The 17,546-nt window shown below is 32.5% G+C and carries 19 protein-coding genes; 17 read left to right on the top strand and 2 right to left on the bottom strand.

All coding sequences use genetic code 11. The features are described 5' to 3' along the window. Positions 1-9: 9 nt before the first annotated feature. The 7 genes from Q0856_RS03155 (at position 10) to deoD (ending at position 8,000) form a co-directional block, all read left to right on the top strand. On the top strand, positions 10-678 hold the full coding sequence (locus Q0856_RS03155; RefSeq protein ID WP_298502489.1) for a bifunctional 4-hydroxy-2-oxoglutarate aldolase/2-dehydro-3-deoxy-phosphogluconate aldolase: 669 nt from the start codon (positions 10-12) through the stop codon (positions 676-678). A gap of 63 nt (positions 679-741) precedes the next feature. Next, a complete protein-coding gene (locus Q0856_RS03150; protein WP_298502486.1) occupies positions 742-2,394 on the top strand; it encodes an altronate dehydratase family protein in 1,653 nt (550 codons plus the stop codon). 59 nt (positions 2,395-2,453) lie between these two features. Continuing rightward, the gene (locus Q0856_RS03145; RefSeq protein WP_298502483.1) at positions 2,454-3,884 is read left to right on the top strand and encodes a tagaturonate reductase; all 1,431 of its coding nucleotides are present in this window, start codon (positions 2,454-2,456) and stop codon (positions 3,882-3,884) included. Positions 3,885-4,085: 201 nt separating this feature from the next. Then, positions 4,086-5,624 (top strand): alpha-L-fucosidase, encoded by a 1,539-nt coding sequence (locus Q0856_RS03140; RefSeq protein ID WP_298502480.1) that lies wholly within the window; start codon positions 4,086-4,088, stop codon positions 5,622-5,624. A gap of 4 nt (positions 5,625-5,628) precedes the next feature. Then, positions 5,629-6,456, top strand: a complete 828-nt coding sequence (locus Q0856_RS03135; RefSeq protein ID WP_298502477.1) for an amidohydrolase family protein — start codon at positions 5,629-5,631, stop codon at positions 6,454-6,456. 182 nt (positions 6,457-6,638) lie between these two features. After that, a complete protein-coding gene (gene deoC / locus Q0856_RS03130) occupies positions 6,639-7,295 on the top strand; it encodes a deoxyribose-phosphate aldolase (protein ID WP_298474120.1) in 657 nt (218 codons plus the stop codon). Positions 7,296-7,301: 6 nt separating this feature from the next. Further along, positions 7,302-8,000, top strand: a complete 699-nt coding sequence (gene deoD, locus Q0856_RS03125) for a purine-nucleoside phosphorylase (RefSeq protein WP_298474117.1) — start codon at positions 7,302-7,304, stop codon at positions 7,998-8,000. Position 8,001: 1 nt separating this feature from the next. On the opposite strand, the gene Q0856_RS03120 is transcribed toward deoD, so the two are convergent. After that, positions 8,002-8,889 carry a LysR family transcriptional regulator gene (locus Q0856_RS03120; protein ID WP_298502474.1) on the bottom strand — a complete coding sequence of 296 codons (888 nt, stop codon included), beginning with the start codon at positions 8,887-8,889 and terminating at the stop codon, positions 8,002-8,004. Between the two features lie 79 nt (positions 8,890-8,968). Between Q0856_RS03120 and Q0856_RS03115 the strand changes: the two genes are divergently transcribed. The 9 genes from Q0856_RS03115 (at position 8,969) to Q0856_RS03075 (ending at position 15,495) form a co-directional block, all read left to right on the top strand. Continuing rightward, a complete protein-coding gene (locus Q0856_RS03115) occupies positions 8,969-9,874 on the top strand; it encodes a DUF1338 domain-containing protein (protein WP_298502471.1) in 906 nt (301 codons plus the stop codon). A gap of 100 nt (positions 9,875-9,974) precedes the next feature. Next, entirely contained in the window at positions 9,975-10,373 is a 399-nt protein-coding gene (locus tag Q0856_RS03110; RefSeq protein WP_298502468.1) for a DUF983 domain-containing protein, read from the top strand. Further along, entirely contained in the window at positions 10,374-11,006 is a 633-nt protein-coding gene (locus Q0856_RS03105) for a Crp/Fnr family transcriptional regulator (RefSeq protein ID WP_298502466.1), read from the top strand. Positions 11,007-11,215: 209 nt separating this feature from the next. After that, positions 11,216-11,557 carry a rhodanese-like domain-containing protein gene (locus Q0856_RS03100; protein WP_298502464.1) on the top strand — a complete coding sequence of 114 codons (342 nt, stop codon included), beginning with the start codon at positions 11,216-11,218 and terminating at the stop codon, positions 11,555-11,557. A 79-nt stretch (positions 11,558-11,636) separates the two neighbouring features. After that, on the top strand, positions 11,637-12,272 hold the full coding sequence (locus Q0856_RS03095; RefSeq protein ID WP_298502459.1) for a Crp/Fnr family transcriptional regulator: 636 nt from the start codon (positions 11,637-11,639) through the stop codon (positions 12,270-12,272). A gap of 121 nt (positions 12,273-12,393) precedes the next feature. After that, positions 12,394-12,606: a DUF2892 domain-containing protein gene (locus tag Q0856_RS03090; RefSeq protein ID WP_298474098.1), complete on the top strand. Its 213-nt coding sequence runs from the start codon at positions 12,394-12,396 to the stop codon at positions 12,604-12,606. A gap of 172 nt (positions 12,607-12,778) precedes the next feature. Next, a complete protein-coding gene (locus Q0856_RS03085; protein WP_298502456.1) occupies positions 12,779-14,110 on the top strand; it encodes a cytochrome ubiquinol oxidase subunit I in 1,332 nt (443 codons plus the stop codon). A gap of 3 nt (positions 14,111-14,113) precedes the next feature. Next, positions 14,114-15,187 (top strand): cytochrome d ubiquinol oxidase subunit II, encoded by a 1,074-nt coding sequence (cydB, locus tag Q0856_RS03080; RefSeq protein WP_298502453.1) that lies wholly within the window; start codon positions 14,114-14,116, stop codon positions 15,185-15,187. A 14-nt stretch (positions 15,188-15,201) separates the two neighbouring features. Next, on the top strand, positions 15,202-15,495 hold the full coding sequence (locus Q0856_RS03075) for a hypothetical protein (protein WP_298502450.1): 294 nt from the start codon (positions 15,202-15,204) through the stop codon (positions 15,493-15,495). On the opposite strand, the gene Q0856_RS03070 is transcribed toward Q0856_RS03075, so the two are convergent. After that, positions 15,492-16,490, bottom strand: coding sequence for a metal-dependent hydrolase (locus tag Q0856_RS03070; RefSeq protein WP_298502447.1), 999 nt, complete (start codon positions 16,488-16,490; stop codon positions 15,492-15,494). The two genes, Q0856_RS03075 and Q0856_RS03070, sit on opposite strands and share 4 nt — an antisense overlap. A 367-nt stretch (positions 16,491-16,857) precedes the next feature. On the opposite strand from Q0856_RS03070, the gene upp reads away from it, so the two are divergent. Continuing rightward, entirely contained in the window at positions 16,858-17,511 is a 654-nt protein-coding gene (upp, locus tag Q0856_RS03065; RefSeq protein ID WP_298502444.1) for a uracil phosphoribosyltransferase, read from the top strand. The last annotated feature ends 35 nt before the right edge of the window (positions 17,512-17,546 follow it).

Genomic DNA, 17,546 nt, shown 5'->3' with positions numbered 1-17,546 from the left:
ATAAAAAATATGGCACAATATTCAAGAATAGAAGTAACTAGTGTAATGAAGGAAACCGGTATGGTTCCTTTATTTTACAATCCGGACATAGAGTTAGGAAAAAAAGTATTAAAAGCATGTTATGATGGTGGTGCTCGTTTAATGGAGTTTACTGCTCGTGGAGATTTCGCTTTTGAAGTTTTTAATGAATTAAATAAATATGCGATAAAAGAACTTCCTGGGATGATTATGGGAGTTGGTTCTATAACAGACGCAGGAGCTGCATCGTTATTTATGCAGATGGGAGCAAATTTTATAGTAACACCTTCTTTAAGAGAAGATATTGCTATTGCTTGTAACCGTAAAAAAGTTTTATGGTCTCCAGGTTGTGGTTCTTTAACTGAAATTAATAGAGCTGAAGAGCTTGGATGCGAGATTGTAAAATTATTTCCAGGGTCTACATATGGTCCAGGATTTGTATCCGCAATAAAAGGCCCACAACCGTGGACAAGTGTTATGCCAACTGGAGGAGTAAGTACTGAAGAATCTAACCTAAAAGGTTGGTTCGACGCTGGTGTTACTTGTGTTGGTATGGGCTCTAAACTTATTAGTAAAGATATTATTGCTAATAAAGATTATGCTAAATTAGAACAAGATGTTAAGTCTGCTTTAGCAATAATTAAGTCCATTAGAAAATAAATTTTAAAAGGAGATGCTTATTTTAAGAATCTCCTTTTAATTCTTCAACTATAGAAACGCCCTATGTCTAAGAATTACGTTCAAATAGATCCAAGAGACAACATTATTGTAGCTATTAACCCTTTAGAAAAAGGGAGAGTAACCACAATTAATGGTACCGAAATTATCTTAAAAGAAAACATCAAACAAAAGCACAAATTTGCTTTAAACGATTTTGCTGTAGGTGATGAAATATTCATGTATGGTGTATTAATTGGTAAAGCAGTTAAGTCAATTCCGGCAGGTTATGCAATTACAATAGATAATGTAAAGCATGCATCAGCAGAATTTAATGACTCAAAAGAAAAATTTACGTGGACAGCTCCCGATGCTTCTAACTTTAAAGGAAGAACATTTAATGGCTACCACAGAAAAGATGGTAAGGTAGGTACAGCAAACTATTGGTTAGTAATTCCGTTGACATTCTGTGAAAACAGAAATATAGATGTTTTAGAAGGCGCACTTTCTGAAAAATTAGGGTACGAAACAAAAAAGGACTTTGCTGTAGATACAGATGCTTTAATTAATCAATATAAAGCAGGTGCTTCTAAGGAGGAAATTTTTAATACTCCAATTATAACTACAAAAGAAGAATTATCTAAAAACAGGTTATTTCCCAATGTAGATGGCATTAAGTTTTTAAAACACGATGGTGGTTGTGGTGGTATACGTCAAGATTCAGAAGTCTTATGTCAACTTTTAGCTGGGTATATAGCAAACCCTAATGTAGCAGGAGCAACTATTTTTAGTTTAGGTTGCCAGAATGCCCAAATTAGTATGCTACAAGATGCTTTAGATGCTATTGACCCTAATATGGGGAAACCAGTACATTATTTAGAGCAACAACAAAGTGAAAGCGAACGTGCATTAATAGAAGAAGCTGTTAAACATACATTTATTGGTTTAACAGAGGCTAATAAAATAGAAAGACAACCAGCACCATTAAGTAAACTAGTTTTAGGGTTAGAATGCGGTGGTTCTGATGGTTTTTCAGGAATATCTGCAAACCCAGCACTAGGGTATGCATCTGATTTACTAGTAGCATTAGGAGGAAGTCCTGTATTGGCAGAATTTCCAGAATTAAACGGTGTAGAGCAAGAGTTAATAAACAGATGTAATACCGAAGAAGATTCTAAAAAATTCTACGACTTAATGCGAGCTTATTCTGCAGCAGCAGTAGCTGTTGGTTCTGGGTTTGAAAATAATCCATCCCCAGGAAATATAAAAGATGGTTTAATTACCGATGCAATGAAATCTGCGGGAGCAGCAAAAAAAGGAGGAACATCTCCTGTTGTTCAAGTTTTAGATTATGCAGAACAAGTAACCATGCCAGGTCTAAATTTATTATGTACGCCAGGTAATGATGTGGAGTCTACAACAGGTTTGGTAGGTTCTGGTTGTAATGTTGTAGTATTTACTACAGGGTTAGGTACCCCAACAGGTAATCCAGTAGCACCTGTTTTAAAAATGTCTAGTAATACACATTTATATGAAAAGATGTATGACATCATAGACATTAATGCAGGTACTGTTATTACAGGAGAAGATACCATAGCCTCAATGGGAGAAAAAATACTAGATTATATTATTAGAGTTGCCAGTGGAGAAACACCATCAAAAGCTGTTTTACACGGGAATAATGATTTTATTCCTTGGAAAAGAGGAGTATCACTATAAAACAATAACAAATTATTAAAGCTAGAGGTTAAAAACTAATAGAGAAAAGCTTAGAATACATGGGTACACTAAATAGAAGTACGGCAAATGTAAATACGTATGCAGAAAGAATTTTGCAGTTTGGAGAAGGTAATTTTTTAAGAGCCTTTGCCAATTGGATGATTCATGAAATGAACAAAAAAGCAAATTTTGATGCTGGTGTTGTAGTTGTACAGCCAATTGATCAAGGTTTAGTAAAAATCCTAAACGATCAAGATGGATTATATACTTTGTATTTAAATGGTATTAAAAACGGGAAAGCAATTAGTGAGCACGAGATTATAGATTGTATTCAAAGAGCTATTAATCCGTATGATAATTTTGCGGGTTATTTAGCAAATGCAAAAAACCCAGATTTACGTTTTGTAATTTCTAATACCACAGAAGCAGGGATAGCGTATAATGCAGAAGATACTTTAGAAGATACTCCACAGAAGAGCTTTCCAGGAAAGTTAACTGCGTTATTATATAAAAGATTTCAAGAATTTAGCGGAGCTTCAGACAAAGGTTTAATTGTTATTCCATGTGAGTTAATAGATCGTAATGGCGATAATTTAAAAAGAATTATTTTACAATACGCTAAAGAATGGAAACTAGGAGAGGAGTTTGTAAACTGGATTAATGAAGATAATATTTTCTGTAATACTTTAGTAGATAGGATTGTTCCAGGATATCCAAGAGATAAAATGGATGCTATTACTAAAGAGTTAGGGTATAAAGATAATTTAGTAGTAGAGGGGGAGCAGTTTCACTTATGGGTAATAGAAGGTCCTAAAGAGGTTAAAGAAGAGTTTCCGTCAGAAGCCTGTGGCCTTAATGTTGTTTTTACAGATGACATGGAACCCTACAGAACACGTAAAGTTCGTATTTTAAATGGAGCGCATACTAGTTTAGTGCCAGTAGGTTATTTATATGGAATAGAAAAAGTGCGCGAATCTTTAGAAGATACCGTTGTTGGTGGCTTTTTAAAAGGTGCTATTTTTAATGAAATTTGCCCAACCTTAGATTTGTCTGAAGAGGAGCTAAATCAATTCTCTAATGATGTTTTAGACCGTTTTAGAAACCCGTATTTAGAACATGCGTTAATGAGTATTTCATTAAACTCTGTATCTAAATATAAGACAAGAGTATTACCATCTGTTTTAGAGTACGTAAAACGTAAGAATGAATTGCCTAATAGATTATTATTTTCTTTAGCAGCATTGATTGCTTTTTATAAAGGGGAACGTAACGGAGAGGAAATTACTTTAAAAGATGATGAAAAAGTATTGGAGTTCTTTAAAACGCAGTGGGCAACAAATGATATTGCAAAAATTACGCAAGCCGTTTTAAGTAATTCAAATTTTTGGGCTACAGATTTAACTCAAATTAATGGTTTACAAGAAAAAGTGCAAGCACATTTAAATGCTATTATAACTCAAGGAATGCAAAAAACATTAGAAAATTTATAATTTTGTTTTCATTGTATTGGCCAAATAAAATTTAGCCAAAAAAATAGAATCAAAAACCTTAACAGAGCTAATTTTGCTAATGTTAAGGTTTTTTCTAGTATAATAACACTACAGCAAACCATATGTTATATACATATGACCAATACTATTCTTAGTTGCATACTAATACAATTAAATTTAGTTATCATTAAAAACCAACTTATGAAACCAATAGATATTCGCTTTTTAGCTCTAATACTAGTTGTTTTAATAGCATCATGTTCAGACAAAAAAGAAAAGAAAGACACTGTAGCAACTGAAACAGATTTAGAAAAACCGTTTACTGAAAATTGGAATTCATTAGGAAAACATAAAGAATCTCCGGAATGGTTTAAAGATTCCAAGCTTGGAATTTATTTTCATTGGGGTGTTTATTCAGTACCTGCATATGGTAATGAATGGTACCCTAGATGGATGCATTTTAAAGACAATAAGTTTTACAAACACCATGTAGAAAAATACGGGCACCCGTCTGAGTTTGGGTATCATGATTTTATCCCAATGTTTAAGGCAGAAAAATTTGATGCGGAAGAGTGGGCAACACTTTTTCATGACTCTGGAGCAAAATTTTCCGGACCAGTTGCAGAACATCATGATGGTTTTGCCATGTGGGATAGTGAAATAACACCTTGGAATGTTATGGACATGGGACCAAAAAGAGATGTTACAGGGGAAATAGAAAAGGCAATACGTGGTAAAGGAATGAAGTTAATCACAGCTTTTCATCATGCAAAAAATTTACAGCGAGCAACAAAATTGGGAGAAGATATAAGAATAAGTCACTTCCCAAATTTTGAAGGAATGCCAACTACATCTAATGATCCTAAATTACAAATGTTATATGGCAATATGGAACATGAAAAGTGGTATAAAGAAATGTGGCTAGGTAAACTAAAAGAAGTAATAGATAAGTATAATCCAGATATTGTTTGGTTCGATTACGTTTTAGGAGATATACCGGAGAAATATAGAAAAGAATTTGCTGCATATTACCTAAACGCAGCAGAAGCCAAAGGAAAAGAGGTTGTTATTGTTCGTAAACAGCATGATTTGCCTTTAAATATGAGTGTAGAAGACTTAGAGCAATCTCGTAAAAATGTTATAGGCACAAAAACTTGGATGACAGATGCTACAATAAGTAATGGTAGCTGGTGTTATACGGATAATTTAGGGGTAAAAAAATCTAAGGATGTACTGCATACTTTGATTGATATTGTAAGTAAAAATGGGGTACTATTATTAAATGTTTCCCCAAAAGCAGATGGTACTATTCCGGACAACCAGAAAGAAGGGCTTTTGAAAATGGGAGATTGGTTAGAGAAATATGGAGAGGCTATCTACGGAACAGAAGCATGGTATACTTTTGGGGAAGGGCCAACCAAAGAACCAGATGGTCATTTTGAAAATCATAAAGCATTTTTAGAATTAGAATACTCTAATAAAGATATTAGGTATACTACCAAAGATTATGAAATTTATGCCATAGTTATGGGTGCTGTTTCTTCGGAAAAAGAATTACTTTTAAAGTCTTTTGCTAAAAAAAATATTTTAGACGCTCCGAGTATAGAAAATGTAAGCTTTTTAGGAAGTGAAGAGCAAATTAAATGGAGTTATAATGAGGAGAAAGGTCTTCAAGTTATTGCGCCTTCTAAGGAAATAGAAGAAATGGCTACCGTTATAAAAATAACAATATCGCAATAGAAAAATGATAATTGATTCTCACCAACATTTTTGGAAATACGAAGTTGAAAAACACGATTGGATAGATGATGAAATGTCCGTAATTAGGAAAAATTTTTTACCATCCGACTTAGAAAAAGTATATAAAAATAATGGCATAGATGGTTGTGTTGCTGTACAAGCAGACCAAACCTTAGAGGAAAATAAATTTCTTATAGAATTAGCAGAACAACATAACTTTATTAAAGGAATTGTCGGTTGGGTCGATTTAAAAAATAGTGCGGTAGAGTCGGATTTAGAAAAATACAATGACTTTTCTAAAATGAAAGGATTTCGCCATGTCGTGCAGGGAGAAGCAGATCATAATTTCTTACTTCGTCCAGACTTTCTAAGAGGTATATCTCTATTAGAGAAATATAATTATACCTATGATATTTTAGTATTCCCGCATCAGTTAGGGTCGGTATTAGAATTTGTAAAACGTTTTCCTAATCAAAAATTTGTGATAGACCATATCGCAAAGCCATATATAAAGGATGGTTTTTATGATGGTTGGGCAGCTTTGATGCTAGAGATTGGAAAACAAGAAAACGTTTTTTGCAAGCTATCGGGAATGATAACTGAAGCCGATTATAAGGACTGGACTCCCAAACAAATTACTCCGTATATGGATTTGGTTCTAAAAGCTTTTGGAGCGGGAAGAATACTTTTTGGTTCCGATTGGCCTGTATGTTTGGTAGCGGGAGAATACAAATCTGTAAAAAAATTAGTATTTGATTTTATCCAAAATCTAAGTAGAATAGAACAAGAGGCTATTTTGGGTAAAAATGCAATAACATTCTATAATTTATAATCAACCAACCAAAGTTGCAAGCCATAAAGAAAGTTTAATTATTTCTCTGTGGCTTTTTTTCTTTAATTAAGATTGGGTAAGAAGACCTATATTAGTTTAATGACTGTTGTCATATAAATTTATCCTTACTCCTGTTATCTTTGATAGTATTTTTTTTAAAATAACTATTAAAATAATTCGGTTTGACAGACAAGTTACAACTTCAAGATTATATAGATCATACCAATTTAAAACCAATGGCTACGGTTTTAGATATTAAAAACCTCTGTAAAGAAGCAATAGATTATAATTTTTATGCCGTCTGTATTAATGGAAGTTTTGTAGCCATTGCTAAAAAAGAATTGCAAAATAGCAGAGTTAAATTAGCGGCAGTTATTGGTTTTCCATTAGGGGCAATGTCTACGAAAGCAAAAGTATATGAAGCTAAAGAGTGTGTGGCTTCTGGTGCGGATGAAATAGATATGGTTATTAATGTTGGTCAATTAAAATCAGGAAATACAGATTTTGTTAGGGCGGAAATTGAGCGAATAAAACAAGCTATTGGTGATACTGTATTGAAAGTAATTATTGAAACCTGCTTTTTAACTACGGTAGAAAAAAAGGAAGCTACCAATTTGGCAATGGATGCAGGGGCAGATTTTGTAAAAACGTCAACAGGATTTGGTTCGGGAGGTGCTACCTTAGAGGATGTTCAATTAATGAAGTCTATTGTTGGTGATACCGTTAAGATCAAAGCTTCTGGTGGTGTTAGGGATAAAGAAACAGCTTTAGAGTATATAAAATTAGGGGTTTCTAGAATAGGTACTTCCTCTGGAATAGCAATAGTTTCTACTAAATAATAAATTATGAGCGTACATATTTCGGCAGAGAAAGGACAAATTGCAGAAACCGTATTAATGCCAGGGGATCCCTTAAGAGCAAAATGGATAGCAGAGACTTATTTAGAAGATGTAATGTGTTATAATCAGGTTCGCGGTATGCTTGGTTTTACAGGAACATATAAGGGTAAAAGAATATCTGTACAAGGTAGTGGTATGGGTATCCCTTCTGCCATGATATATTATCATGAACTGATAACTAATTATAATGTTAAAAATATAATTAGGGTAGGGTCCGCGGGATCGTATCAAAAAGAAGTAAAACTGAGAGATATTGTTATAGCTATGTCTGCATCTACTACATCTGGAATAAATAATACGCGATTTGTAAATGCCGATTTTTCGCCAACCGCTAGTTTTGAACTTTTGTTAAATGCCGTAAATTATGCAAAAGCAAATGGCATTGAGGTAAAAGCTGGGAATGTACTTTCTTCAGATGAATTTTATGGAGATAATCCTGACGACTACAAAAAATGGGCAGATTATGGCGTTCTTTGTGTAGAAATGGAGGCGGCTGGGTTATACACTTTGGCAGCAAAATTCAATATTCAGGCACTTGCGATTTTAACTATTTCCGACTCTTTAGTTACTGGGGAGAGCTCCTCCTCATCAGATAGAGAAACTTCTTTTTCCGAAATGATAGAAATTGCTTTAAATATAGTATAACTTATATTAAATCTAAAAGTTGTTGTAAGACTGGGTTGTCATTTTCTTTATGCCAAGCGGCATATAATGTTGTTTTTTGAGGAATGTTTTTTAGGTCTATGTATCGAACTTTATAGTTGAAATTATCTCGTAAAGATTTTGGGATAATAGAAATTCCCATACCATTTTCTACCAATTTAAAAATAGTAGGAGCATGAATGGATTTATGAGCGATTTTAGGACTAAACCCATAATCCGAACAAAGGTTTAAAATTTGTTGAAAATACATGGGGCTATTTTCATTAGGAAAAAGAATAAAAGAGGATTCAGAAAAAGAACTCATATCTTTAAAGTTATTTTCTGTAATGAAGTGATTTTCTGGTAGAACTAAAGTTAAGTATTCTTCAAAAACAAGTTGTAATTGTATTTTAGAATGCACTTTATTTGTTCTAACAAAAGCTATGTCTATCGATTTTTCTTGTAATGCTATTATCTGCTCTTTATTGGTTAACTCTTCTAACTGTAATTTTGTATTCGGATATTTTTCATCATAAATTTTTAGGATTGGCGGCAAAATATGCTGCATAGCAGAGGCAACAAAAGCTATTTTTAATAGACCCTCGGAACCATCTTGTTTTAACTTCCAATTAGTAATAGAATCGTCTACTTGTTTGGTAATCCTTACGGCTTCCTCTAAGAATAATTTTCCAGAACGATTAAGAGATACTTTTCTATTGGTCCTGTTTAATAGTTTTACATTAAGCATAGCTTCGAGTAATTGTATTTGTTGGCTCAAAGCAGATTGCGATATACCCAATTCTTCTGCAGCTTTTCTAAAATGTAAAGTGGTGGCAACAGCAATAAAATAGCGAAGCTGTCTTAATTCTATTTGATTAGTTATACTTATCATTTGATGTTTAATAAGAATTGTTTATAATCAAAAGTACTATTAATTTTGTAGAGTTAATTTCGAATAAAGCACTAGAATTATGAATATTCAAAAGAAAGAGGGTTTAGAAGCTATATTAAAATCTTTATTTACACCGTATCTAGAAAGAGTACCAGATGTACAGAAAATAAGCGATGCGATGATTAGTAACGGACTTATTTCTACACAGGATGATATTGTTAATGATCATATTGCTTTTAGAACTTTAGGAGTTTCGAATTTAGGAATAGCTTCCTTTGAAAAAATATTCTTGCACTATGGGTATACCAAGAAAGATTATTTCTTTTTTGAAGGAAAAAAATTAGATGCTTATTGGTATGCACCGCCAGAACCAGAGTTTCCTCGTATATTTATTAGTGAGCTAAGAGTAAAGGATTTGTCTGAAAATGCGCAAAGTATTATTGCTAAATATACAGAGGATATTCTAACAGATCCTGTAGATGCTTTAGATTTAGATAGTGCAGAGGAAGTAGGGAATTTCTTTTATAAATCGTTATGGCAATTACCATCTTTAGAAGATTATCAGACTTTATTGAAGGAGAGCGAATATGCTTCTTGGGTTATCTATAATAGATATTATTTAAACCATTATACTATTAGTGTTCATGAGCTTCCAGAAGCTTACAATTCGGTTGCCAAATTTAATACCTTTTTAGAGTCTATAGGTATCCGATTAAATACAGCAGGAGGAAAAATAAAAACCAGCGCGGATGGACTTTTGAAGCAAAGTAGCACCGTAGCAGAAATGATAGATGCCGAATTTTTTGACAAGAAAAAAACGCAAATATCTGGCAGTTATGTAGAATTTGCGGAGCGCTTACCTTTGCCAGAATTTGAGGAGATAGAAACTTCTAAGCTTACAAGACAACAACGAAGAGAAGGGTTCGAATCTGCCAATGCAGATAAAATTTTCGAAAGTACTTTTAGTAGTCAAACTAAAAAGTAAGTATCCGTAGATAATAGAAGTATTTAAGGGTAAATAGGATTGTAACTTTTGTTACTGATACCCTTTAATCATTCTATTACTTTTGCATATAAAAAATGGCATGTCTTTTAGGGAAACAAAATTGTATAGTATTTTATTTTTAAAATGTCCTAGGTGTCATGAGGGAGCTTTTTTAGAAGCAAATCCTTATAAACTTAATAAGTTTAACAAAGTAAAAAAGAATTGCCCGAGTTGTAATTTAAAATATAGTATTGAACCTAGCTTTTATTACGGTTCTATGTATGTTTCTTACGGAGTTGGTATTGCTGTGGCTGTAGCTGTTTATGCTTTAACTCAACTATTAGGACTAGGGTTCAGCCTTTTCGAAATTTTTATAAGCATTATTGTAGGGTTAGTTATATCTATGCCATACATTGGAGCAGTTTCAAAATCTATTTGGGCTAATATTTTTTTTAAATTTGATAAGAGTATGGCTCGTAAAGTAAAAATAAGAACCTAAATGATTCAAGAATTAAAGGAAAGCTACGGACATGTTTTTGAGGAAGATTTAATCAATGAGATAAATCAAGTAGCTACCTTTAAGGAAATTCCAGAAGGATTTAAAATAATAGAGATAGGTGATTATATTAAATCTATGCCGCTTTTAGTCTCAGGGGTGGTTAAGATTTTAAGAGAAGATAAAGATGGCGATGAATTACTACTATATTTTTTAGAAAACGGAGACACCTGTGCCATGACATTAAGCTGTTGTGTAGGACAGTCTAAGAGTCAAATTCGTGCAATTGCAGAAACTAATACAAAGCTCATAATGATACCTGTTCAAAAAATGGAAGAATGGATGTCTAACTATTCTAGTTGGCGAGGTTTCGTATTAGATAGTTACCATAATCGTTTAAATGAGGTCATGGAAACAGTGGATAGTATTGCTTTTTTTAAAATGGATGAGCGTTTGCTTAAATACCTTAATGACAAGGCAAGAGTAACTCATAATAATACTATTCATAATACCCATCAAGAAATTGCATATGAACTTCATACTTCTAGAGTTGTAGTCTCTAGACTTCTTAAAAAACTAGAAAATATGGGTAAAATAGAACTGAATAGAAATAATATTCGCCTTATAGATTTATAATATTCGCTCTATGTAACATTAGTTACTGTTTCTTAGAATAACCCAGATTATTTTTGTTATAAGGATATAGTGTTACTATATTTTTACGGTTGGTTGTTTAAGGAAGCGGTTGTGACACTTAATAACCGTTTCCTTTACTAAAGAATTGAAATTTAAATACTTTAGAGCCGAAGTAATGTACTTTGGTTTTTACTCTTAAATAAAAATATATGTCATTTTTAACTAACATATTTGGACGAAAAAAAGATTATTCGGATAGTATAAAAGTTTTAAACAAATCTGCTTTTTCATCTGCTATTTCTAATAAAAAAGTGCAATTGATAGATGTTCGTACCCCTAATGAGTTTACCAATGGACATATTGGAAATGCAGTTAATGTCGATTTTTTTAAATCTGATACTTTTGTATCTTATTTTGAAAAATTGGACATATCTAAACCTGTTTACCTGTATTGTCGCTCTGGTGCTCGTAGTAGAAAAGCGGCACATAAGTTAGTAGACATGGGCTTTAAGGAAATATATGATTTACAAGGAGGGTATTCCAAGTGGTAGACTTAAAGTTTTAGATAATTTTCCTTTCTAAAAATTAAGATTTTTGAATAACCTTTTTTTATTTTTATAAAAAAGACGAATGCTTCAAACAATTATAGAACACCATTTTCCTCACTTAGCAAAGAATCCTCAGTTAAAAGAAGAAATAGTACGGAGTAGCGAGCTAGTACAAATAAAAAAGGGTGATGTAATTCTTAAATCTGGCACCTATATCAAAGTTATTCCATTTTTGGTTTCGGGCTTGGTTAAAATTTTTAAAGAAGATGAAACTGGAGGAGAAGTACTTCTTTATTATATAGAACCAGGGGAGAGTTGCGTAATGTCTATGACCACTTTAGTAAAGGATGAAATTAGTAAGGTAAAGGCAATTGTAGAAAAAGATGCTGAAATAGTAATTATACCAGCAGAAAGAGCCTTGAAAATGGCAAGGAACTATCCTAAGTGGAATGAATTTTTTTATGACCTGTTTAATTTAAAGTTCGATGAGCTTTTACATATGGTAGAAGTATTAACTTTTTCCAATAAAGATCGTCTTTTGCTAGAATATCTCCAGAAAGAAGCAACGCTTCATAAATCCAAAAAAATACAAAGTACCCATCAGCAAATTGCAAAAGAATTGGGTTCTTCTCGTGAAGTTATTTCCAGATTATTAAAGAAATTAGAAAGAGAAGGATATTTGCTTTTAAAGCAAGGATTAATTCAACTAGTAGATTAGTTTTTTTAATACAGTGCCTTGTAACATATGTCACAGCTTTTTGTAAACAGGAAAGCTAGTTTTGCTGTAGAAAAATGTATAATGAATGTCTTTTTAAAAGACGTTATTTAAATTCTATAATATGGAAAAAAATATGGGCGGCTCAGATCGTATTATTCGTTTTATTATCGCAGGAATTGTTTTAACACTGTATTTAACAGATGTCATTGGTGGTACTTTGGCATATATCCTTTTAGGATTAGCTGTAATTTTTGTTTTTACAAGCTTTATAAGTTTTTGTCCTATATACAGTATATTGGGTATAAATAGTTGTAAAATAGGAGGTAAAAAATAAGAACTAATAAGTTGTTCTCATTTTTAGAATTTCTATTAAGTAATGAATTTTAATTGTTAAAGAGGTAACAAAATGTTTCCTCTTTTTTTTAGTTCTAAAGTCAGCCTTCTTACAATTATGAACTAACTTGCGTACTACTTTTAAGAATGATTTTTATATAAATTTCTTTAGTATGGAAGACATGCTTTTTTATGATAGATTGCAATTTGCTTTTACTATCACATTTCATTATATATTCCCGCAATTAACCATGGGATTATCCCTTCTGATAGTCTATTTTAAAGGGAAATATTTACTAAATAAAATTGAAAAATATAACGACGCAGCAAAGTTTTTCATGAAAATTTTTGCAGTTAATTTTACTATGGGCGTGGTTACGGGAATTCCAATGGAATTTCAATTTGGAACCAATTGGGCTAAATATTCGGAGCTTACGGGCGGAATTATTGGTCAGACCCTAGCCATGGAAGGTATGTTCTCTTTCTTTTTAGAATCGTCTTTTTTAGCACTGTTTATTTTTGGAGAAAAACTAATGGGGCAAAAACTACACTTTTTAACTGGCTTTTTAGTGTTTTTAGGTTCTTGGGCAAGTGGCTGGTTTATTTTGTCAACCAATGCTTGGATGCAGCATCCGGTGGGATACGAAATTTTGGATAATGGTAAATATGTATTAGAGAATTTTTCGGCATTATTCAGTAACCCATGGCTTTTACCTGCTTTTTTACATAACCAGTTAGCATCTGTGGTAACATCTTCTTTTGTTGTTGCCAGTATTGGTGCTTTTTATATTTTACGAAATAAACAAATAGAATACGGAAAACTGTTTTTAAAAACGGGGGTAGTATTCGGATTAGTTTCTAGTTTATTGGTTGCTTTTCCAACAGGAGATTGGAACGCTAAAAATGTGGCAAAATACCAACCAGCATCTTTTGCTGCTATGGAAGGAATTTTTGAAACAGAAGAGGCTGGAGCAGAAATTGTTCTCATCGGTCAGCCAAACATGGTAGAAAAAAAATTGGATAACAAAATTGCAGTTCCGAATATATTAAGTTTTTTAACCTATCAAGAATGGGATAGACAAATTCCAGGAATGGATAAGTTTAAAAAGGAAGAGCTACCAGATAATATTCCTGCACTCTACTACTCCTATCATATTATGGTTGGTTTAGGAACGATTTTTATAGGTGTTATGGCATTGGCACTTTTCTTTTTGTGGAGAAAAAAATTATACACATTAAAACCATTATTATGGACTATAATGTTTTTAGTCCCTTTTCCTTATATAGCTAATCTTACAGGATGGTATACAGCGGAATTAGGAAGACAGCCATATTTAGTATATGGTTTGCTACGGACCAGTGAAGGAATTTCTCCAACCGTATCTTCTGGGAACACCTTATTTACTTTACTTGGTTTTGTTGCATTATACATGTTGCTAGGATTATTATTTTTAGTCCTAGTTGGTAAAACTATTAACGAAGGCCCAAAACATAAAACGCATTAAATTATGGAAATATTTTGGTATCTATCAATTGCTATCGTTCTAGCGGTTTTTTTTATTTTGGATGGTTATGATTTTGGCACAGGAATAATTCATTTGTTTTTGGCGAAAGAAGAAAAAGACAAAGAAGTAATTGCTAAATCTGCAGGGTTATTTTGGGATTCTAATGAGGTATGGCTTGTGGCAGCAGGGGGAATGCTTTTTATGGCTTTTCCAACCTTTTATGCATCTGTTTTTAGTGGCTTTTACTTGCCGTTAATAATCGTATTGTGGTTAATTATTTTTAGAGCTATTGGATTAGAGTTTAGAAGCCAATTTAAGTTTCAAATGTGGAAAGATATTTGGGATGCCTCTTTTGGAGTTTCTAGTTTATTATTAGCCTTATTTTTTGGTATTGCTTTGGGTAATGTTGTTAGAGGAGTAAATTTAGGCGGTGTTGAAAATGGAATTTCTGAATATGAAGCACATTATTTTTTCTTACCTCTATGGGATAGTAGCTTTAGTCCTTTAAGCAAAACTCCTGGAGTAATAGATTGGTTTACGATTATTATAGGTTTAATATCTGTAGTAACCTTGGCTATTCACGGCGCTAATTGGATAATTTTAAAAACAAATTCGTCGATAAACGCAAAGCTTAAAAGAGTCATTTTTAATTTAAACATCGTATTAGCCGCATTAACCATATTTTCATTACTGATATGGCAAACAGTAAACCCAAATTGTTTTGATAATTTTTCTGAAAAACCTTATCTAATACTATTCCCTATTGTTTATGTGACAGGATTAATAGGATTGTTTTTTATTAAAAAAATGAAAAAAGACGTACATGGATTTATATTGTCTACCTTGCTAATAGTGGGGGGAATTACATCTTCTTTAGCCTCTTTATTTCCAGTGTTGTTGCCCTCTATTAATACAATTAATGAACCTTTAACTATATATAATACAGCAACATCAGAGTACGGTTTGTCTGTTGCTTTAAATTGGGGAATAATAGGCTTTGTTCTTCTTTTTGTTTACATGATTATTCAAAAAAGACTAATGGGAGGGAAGATAGATAATATGGATTACGGGCATTAGTTTACGGCACTAGTATGACAGGGACCTTAATATCACTAATCAGTATTCTAATTGGGATAGTTGCTGCAAATAGTATTGGGTTTATGTATAAAAAATATTCCTTTGGAATGATCGGTAATACTATTGTAGGTGTTTTTGGTAGTGTGTTTTTAATTAAATCTTTTGGTAGATTAGGGTTTAGTCCTTGGTATATAATGAACAACGGAGATTTTGAAGGCTTACTTCTTTGTATAAATATAGTGGTCTCAGCAATTGGAGGGGCTTTAGGTTTAGTTTTGGCAAAAGTGATTAAAAATAAATTGAATTAGTTTCCTTTTAGCCGCGACCATAAATCTAGAAGTAATTTTCTCCCATCTTTAGGGGCTTTAGGAACTTCGGTAAATTGTATTGTACCGTTACTAGCCAAATGTATTCGATATTTAAATACAAAATCCTGAGAGTTAGGTTCTAAACTTAAAAGCCCAAATCTTAAATCATTAAAATATAGATTTTCTTCTTTTTTACTAATAGAATACCATCCTTCAGAAATAGCTATCATGCGTTGCATATTAGTGTCATCAATAAAACCTGTTACAAGATGATGGTTTTTAGGATAGGTTTCAAAAGTTATTGGCTTGGTATCAAAAAAGGAATAATTGCCTAATAAATAAGTGTTTTCGGTTTCAATATTAGCGCTCCAAAGAATAGTGTTGAGTGCAGAAGGTCTTGCGTCTAATTGTAGATAATCTATATTTTGAATCTCTAAGGCAGATTTAAATTGATTATATGCTATCCATTTTAATACAAGAGTAAGTAACAAATAGCCGGAACTTACCAAAAGCCCCATTTTATTATAAAAACGGCGCTTTTTTGTGGAACGCTTTTGCCACATGGTTAGTATTAAAAATATTAAAAACGGCAGCGTATATAGAGGGTCAATTACAAATATGTTCTTAAAGGCTAAACGTAAATCTAAAGGCCAAAATAATTGTGTTCCCCAAGTAGTATGCGCATCTAAAATTGGATGGGTAATAAAGGCCCAAAAGAATAGCCATGACCAACCTTTTACGTTTTTATATTTTTCATATCTAGAAACCAACCAGCCAAAAATGGGAGCAAAAAGTACAGAAAATACTATGGAATGTGTAAATCCGCGATGAATTTCTAAGGCCGATACCGTATCTGTAAAATGAGAAGCAAATACGTCTAAATCTGGAATAGTACCAGCAATGGCTCCATAGAGCATAGCTTTATTTCCAATTTTTGTTCCTAAAACAGCTTCGCCAACTGCTGCGCCTAATACAATTTGGGTAAGTGAGTCCATAGTTTGTTTTCAAAAATAAGTTATATAACGTTAATAAACTTCTATTTCTATTAGACATAAGAACTGCGTTACAAAATTAACTGTAAAACAATGTGTTAAGGTGGTCCTTGTGAGACTAGAACAAATTGCCAAATGATATTTATCATTGTTGTTCAATTGGTATTATGGTAATTTAAATTTTTAAATAACAATAGTAAAATACAATGGCTTTTAAGGTTAAGAAAAGTAAGCTAATTAGTGATTTGATTAGTTTTGATTGATTGGTAGATGTTAGGCACTTTTGGGGACAAAAGTGCCTTTTTTTAGTGTAGATTTTTATTTGGTGCCGTTTTAATACTGTAAATTAGTAGAAGAAATTTTATACTCTATGAATATTCACCATTTAGCATCTGAAAATTCGGTTTTAAAAAGGTTTATTGCTGAAATTAGAGATATTAAAATTCAAAAAGATAGTATGCGTTTCCGAAGAAATATCGAGCGCATAGGAGAAATATTGAGTTACGAACTTAGTAAAACATTGCACTTTAATACCGCTGAAGTAGAAACTCCTTTAGGAATCAAAAAGACAACTCAGATAATGGATAAATTGGTTCTTTGTTCCATTATGCGTGCAGGCTTACCATTGCATCAAGGCATATTAAATTATTTTGATGATGCAGAAAATGCCTTTATTTCGGCATATAGGCATCACCCAAATGGGCAAGATAATTTTGACGTTATAGTAAAGTATTTAGCGGCACCTTCTATAGAAAAGAAAACCTTAATCTTAGCAGATCCTATGCTAGCAACAGGAAGAACTCTAGAAAATGTTTTAAATGCACTAGAATCTCATGGTGTGCCAAAACAAATTCATATTGTCGCGGTTATAGGTTCCCAAGAAGGTGTTGAGTTTATTAAGAATGTATTTCCGGAAAACACGCATCTTTGGATTGCAGATATAGATGCTGAGCTTAATAATAAGGGTTATATAATACCAGGTTTAGGGGATTCAGGAGATTTGTCTTATGGCGGTAAATTGTAATGCTGTAATTCTCCGGTTATAAGATTATTTTCATA

Source organism: uncultured Maribacter sp. (assembly GCF_947496775.1).
Lineage (GTDB): Bacteria > Bacteroidota > Bacteroidia > Flavobacteriales > Flavobacteriaceae > Maribacter_B.
The sequence above is the reverse complement of the archived record's forward strand: the minus strand, read 5'-3'. Positions and strand labels throughout refer to the sequence as shown.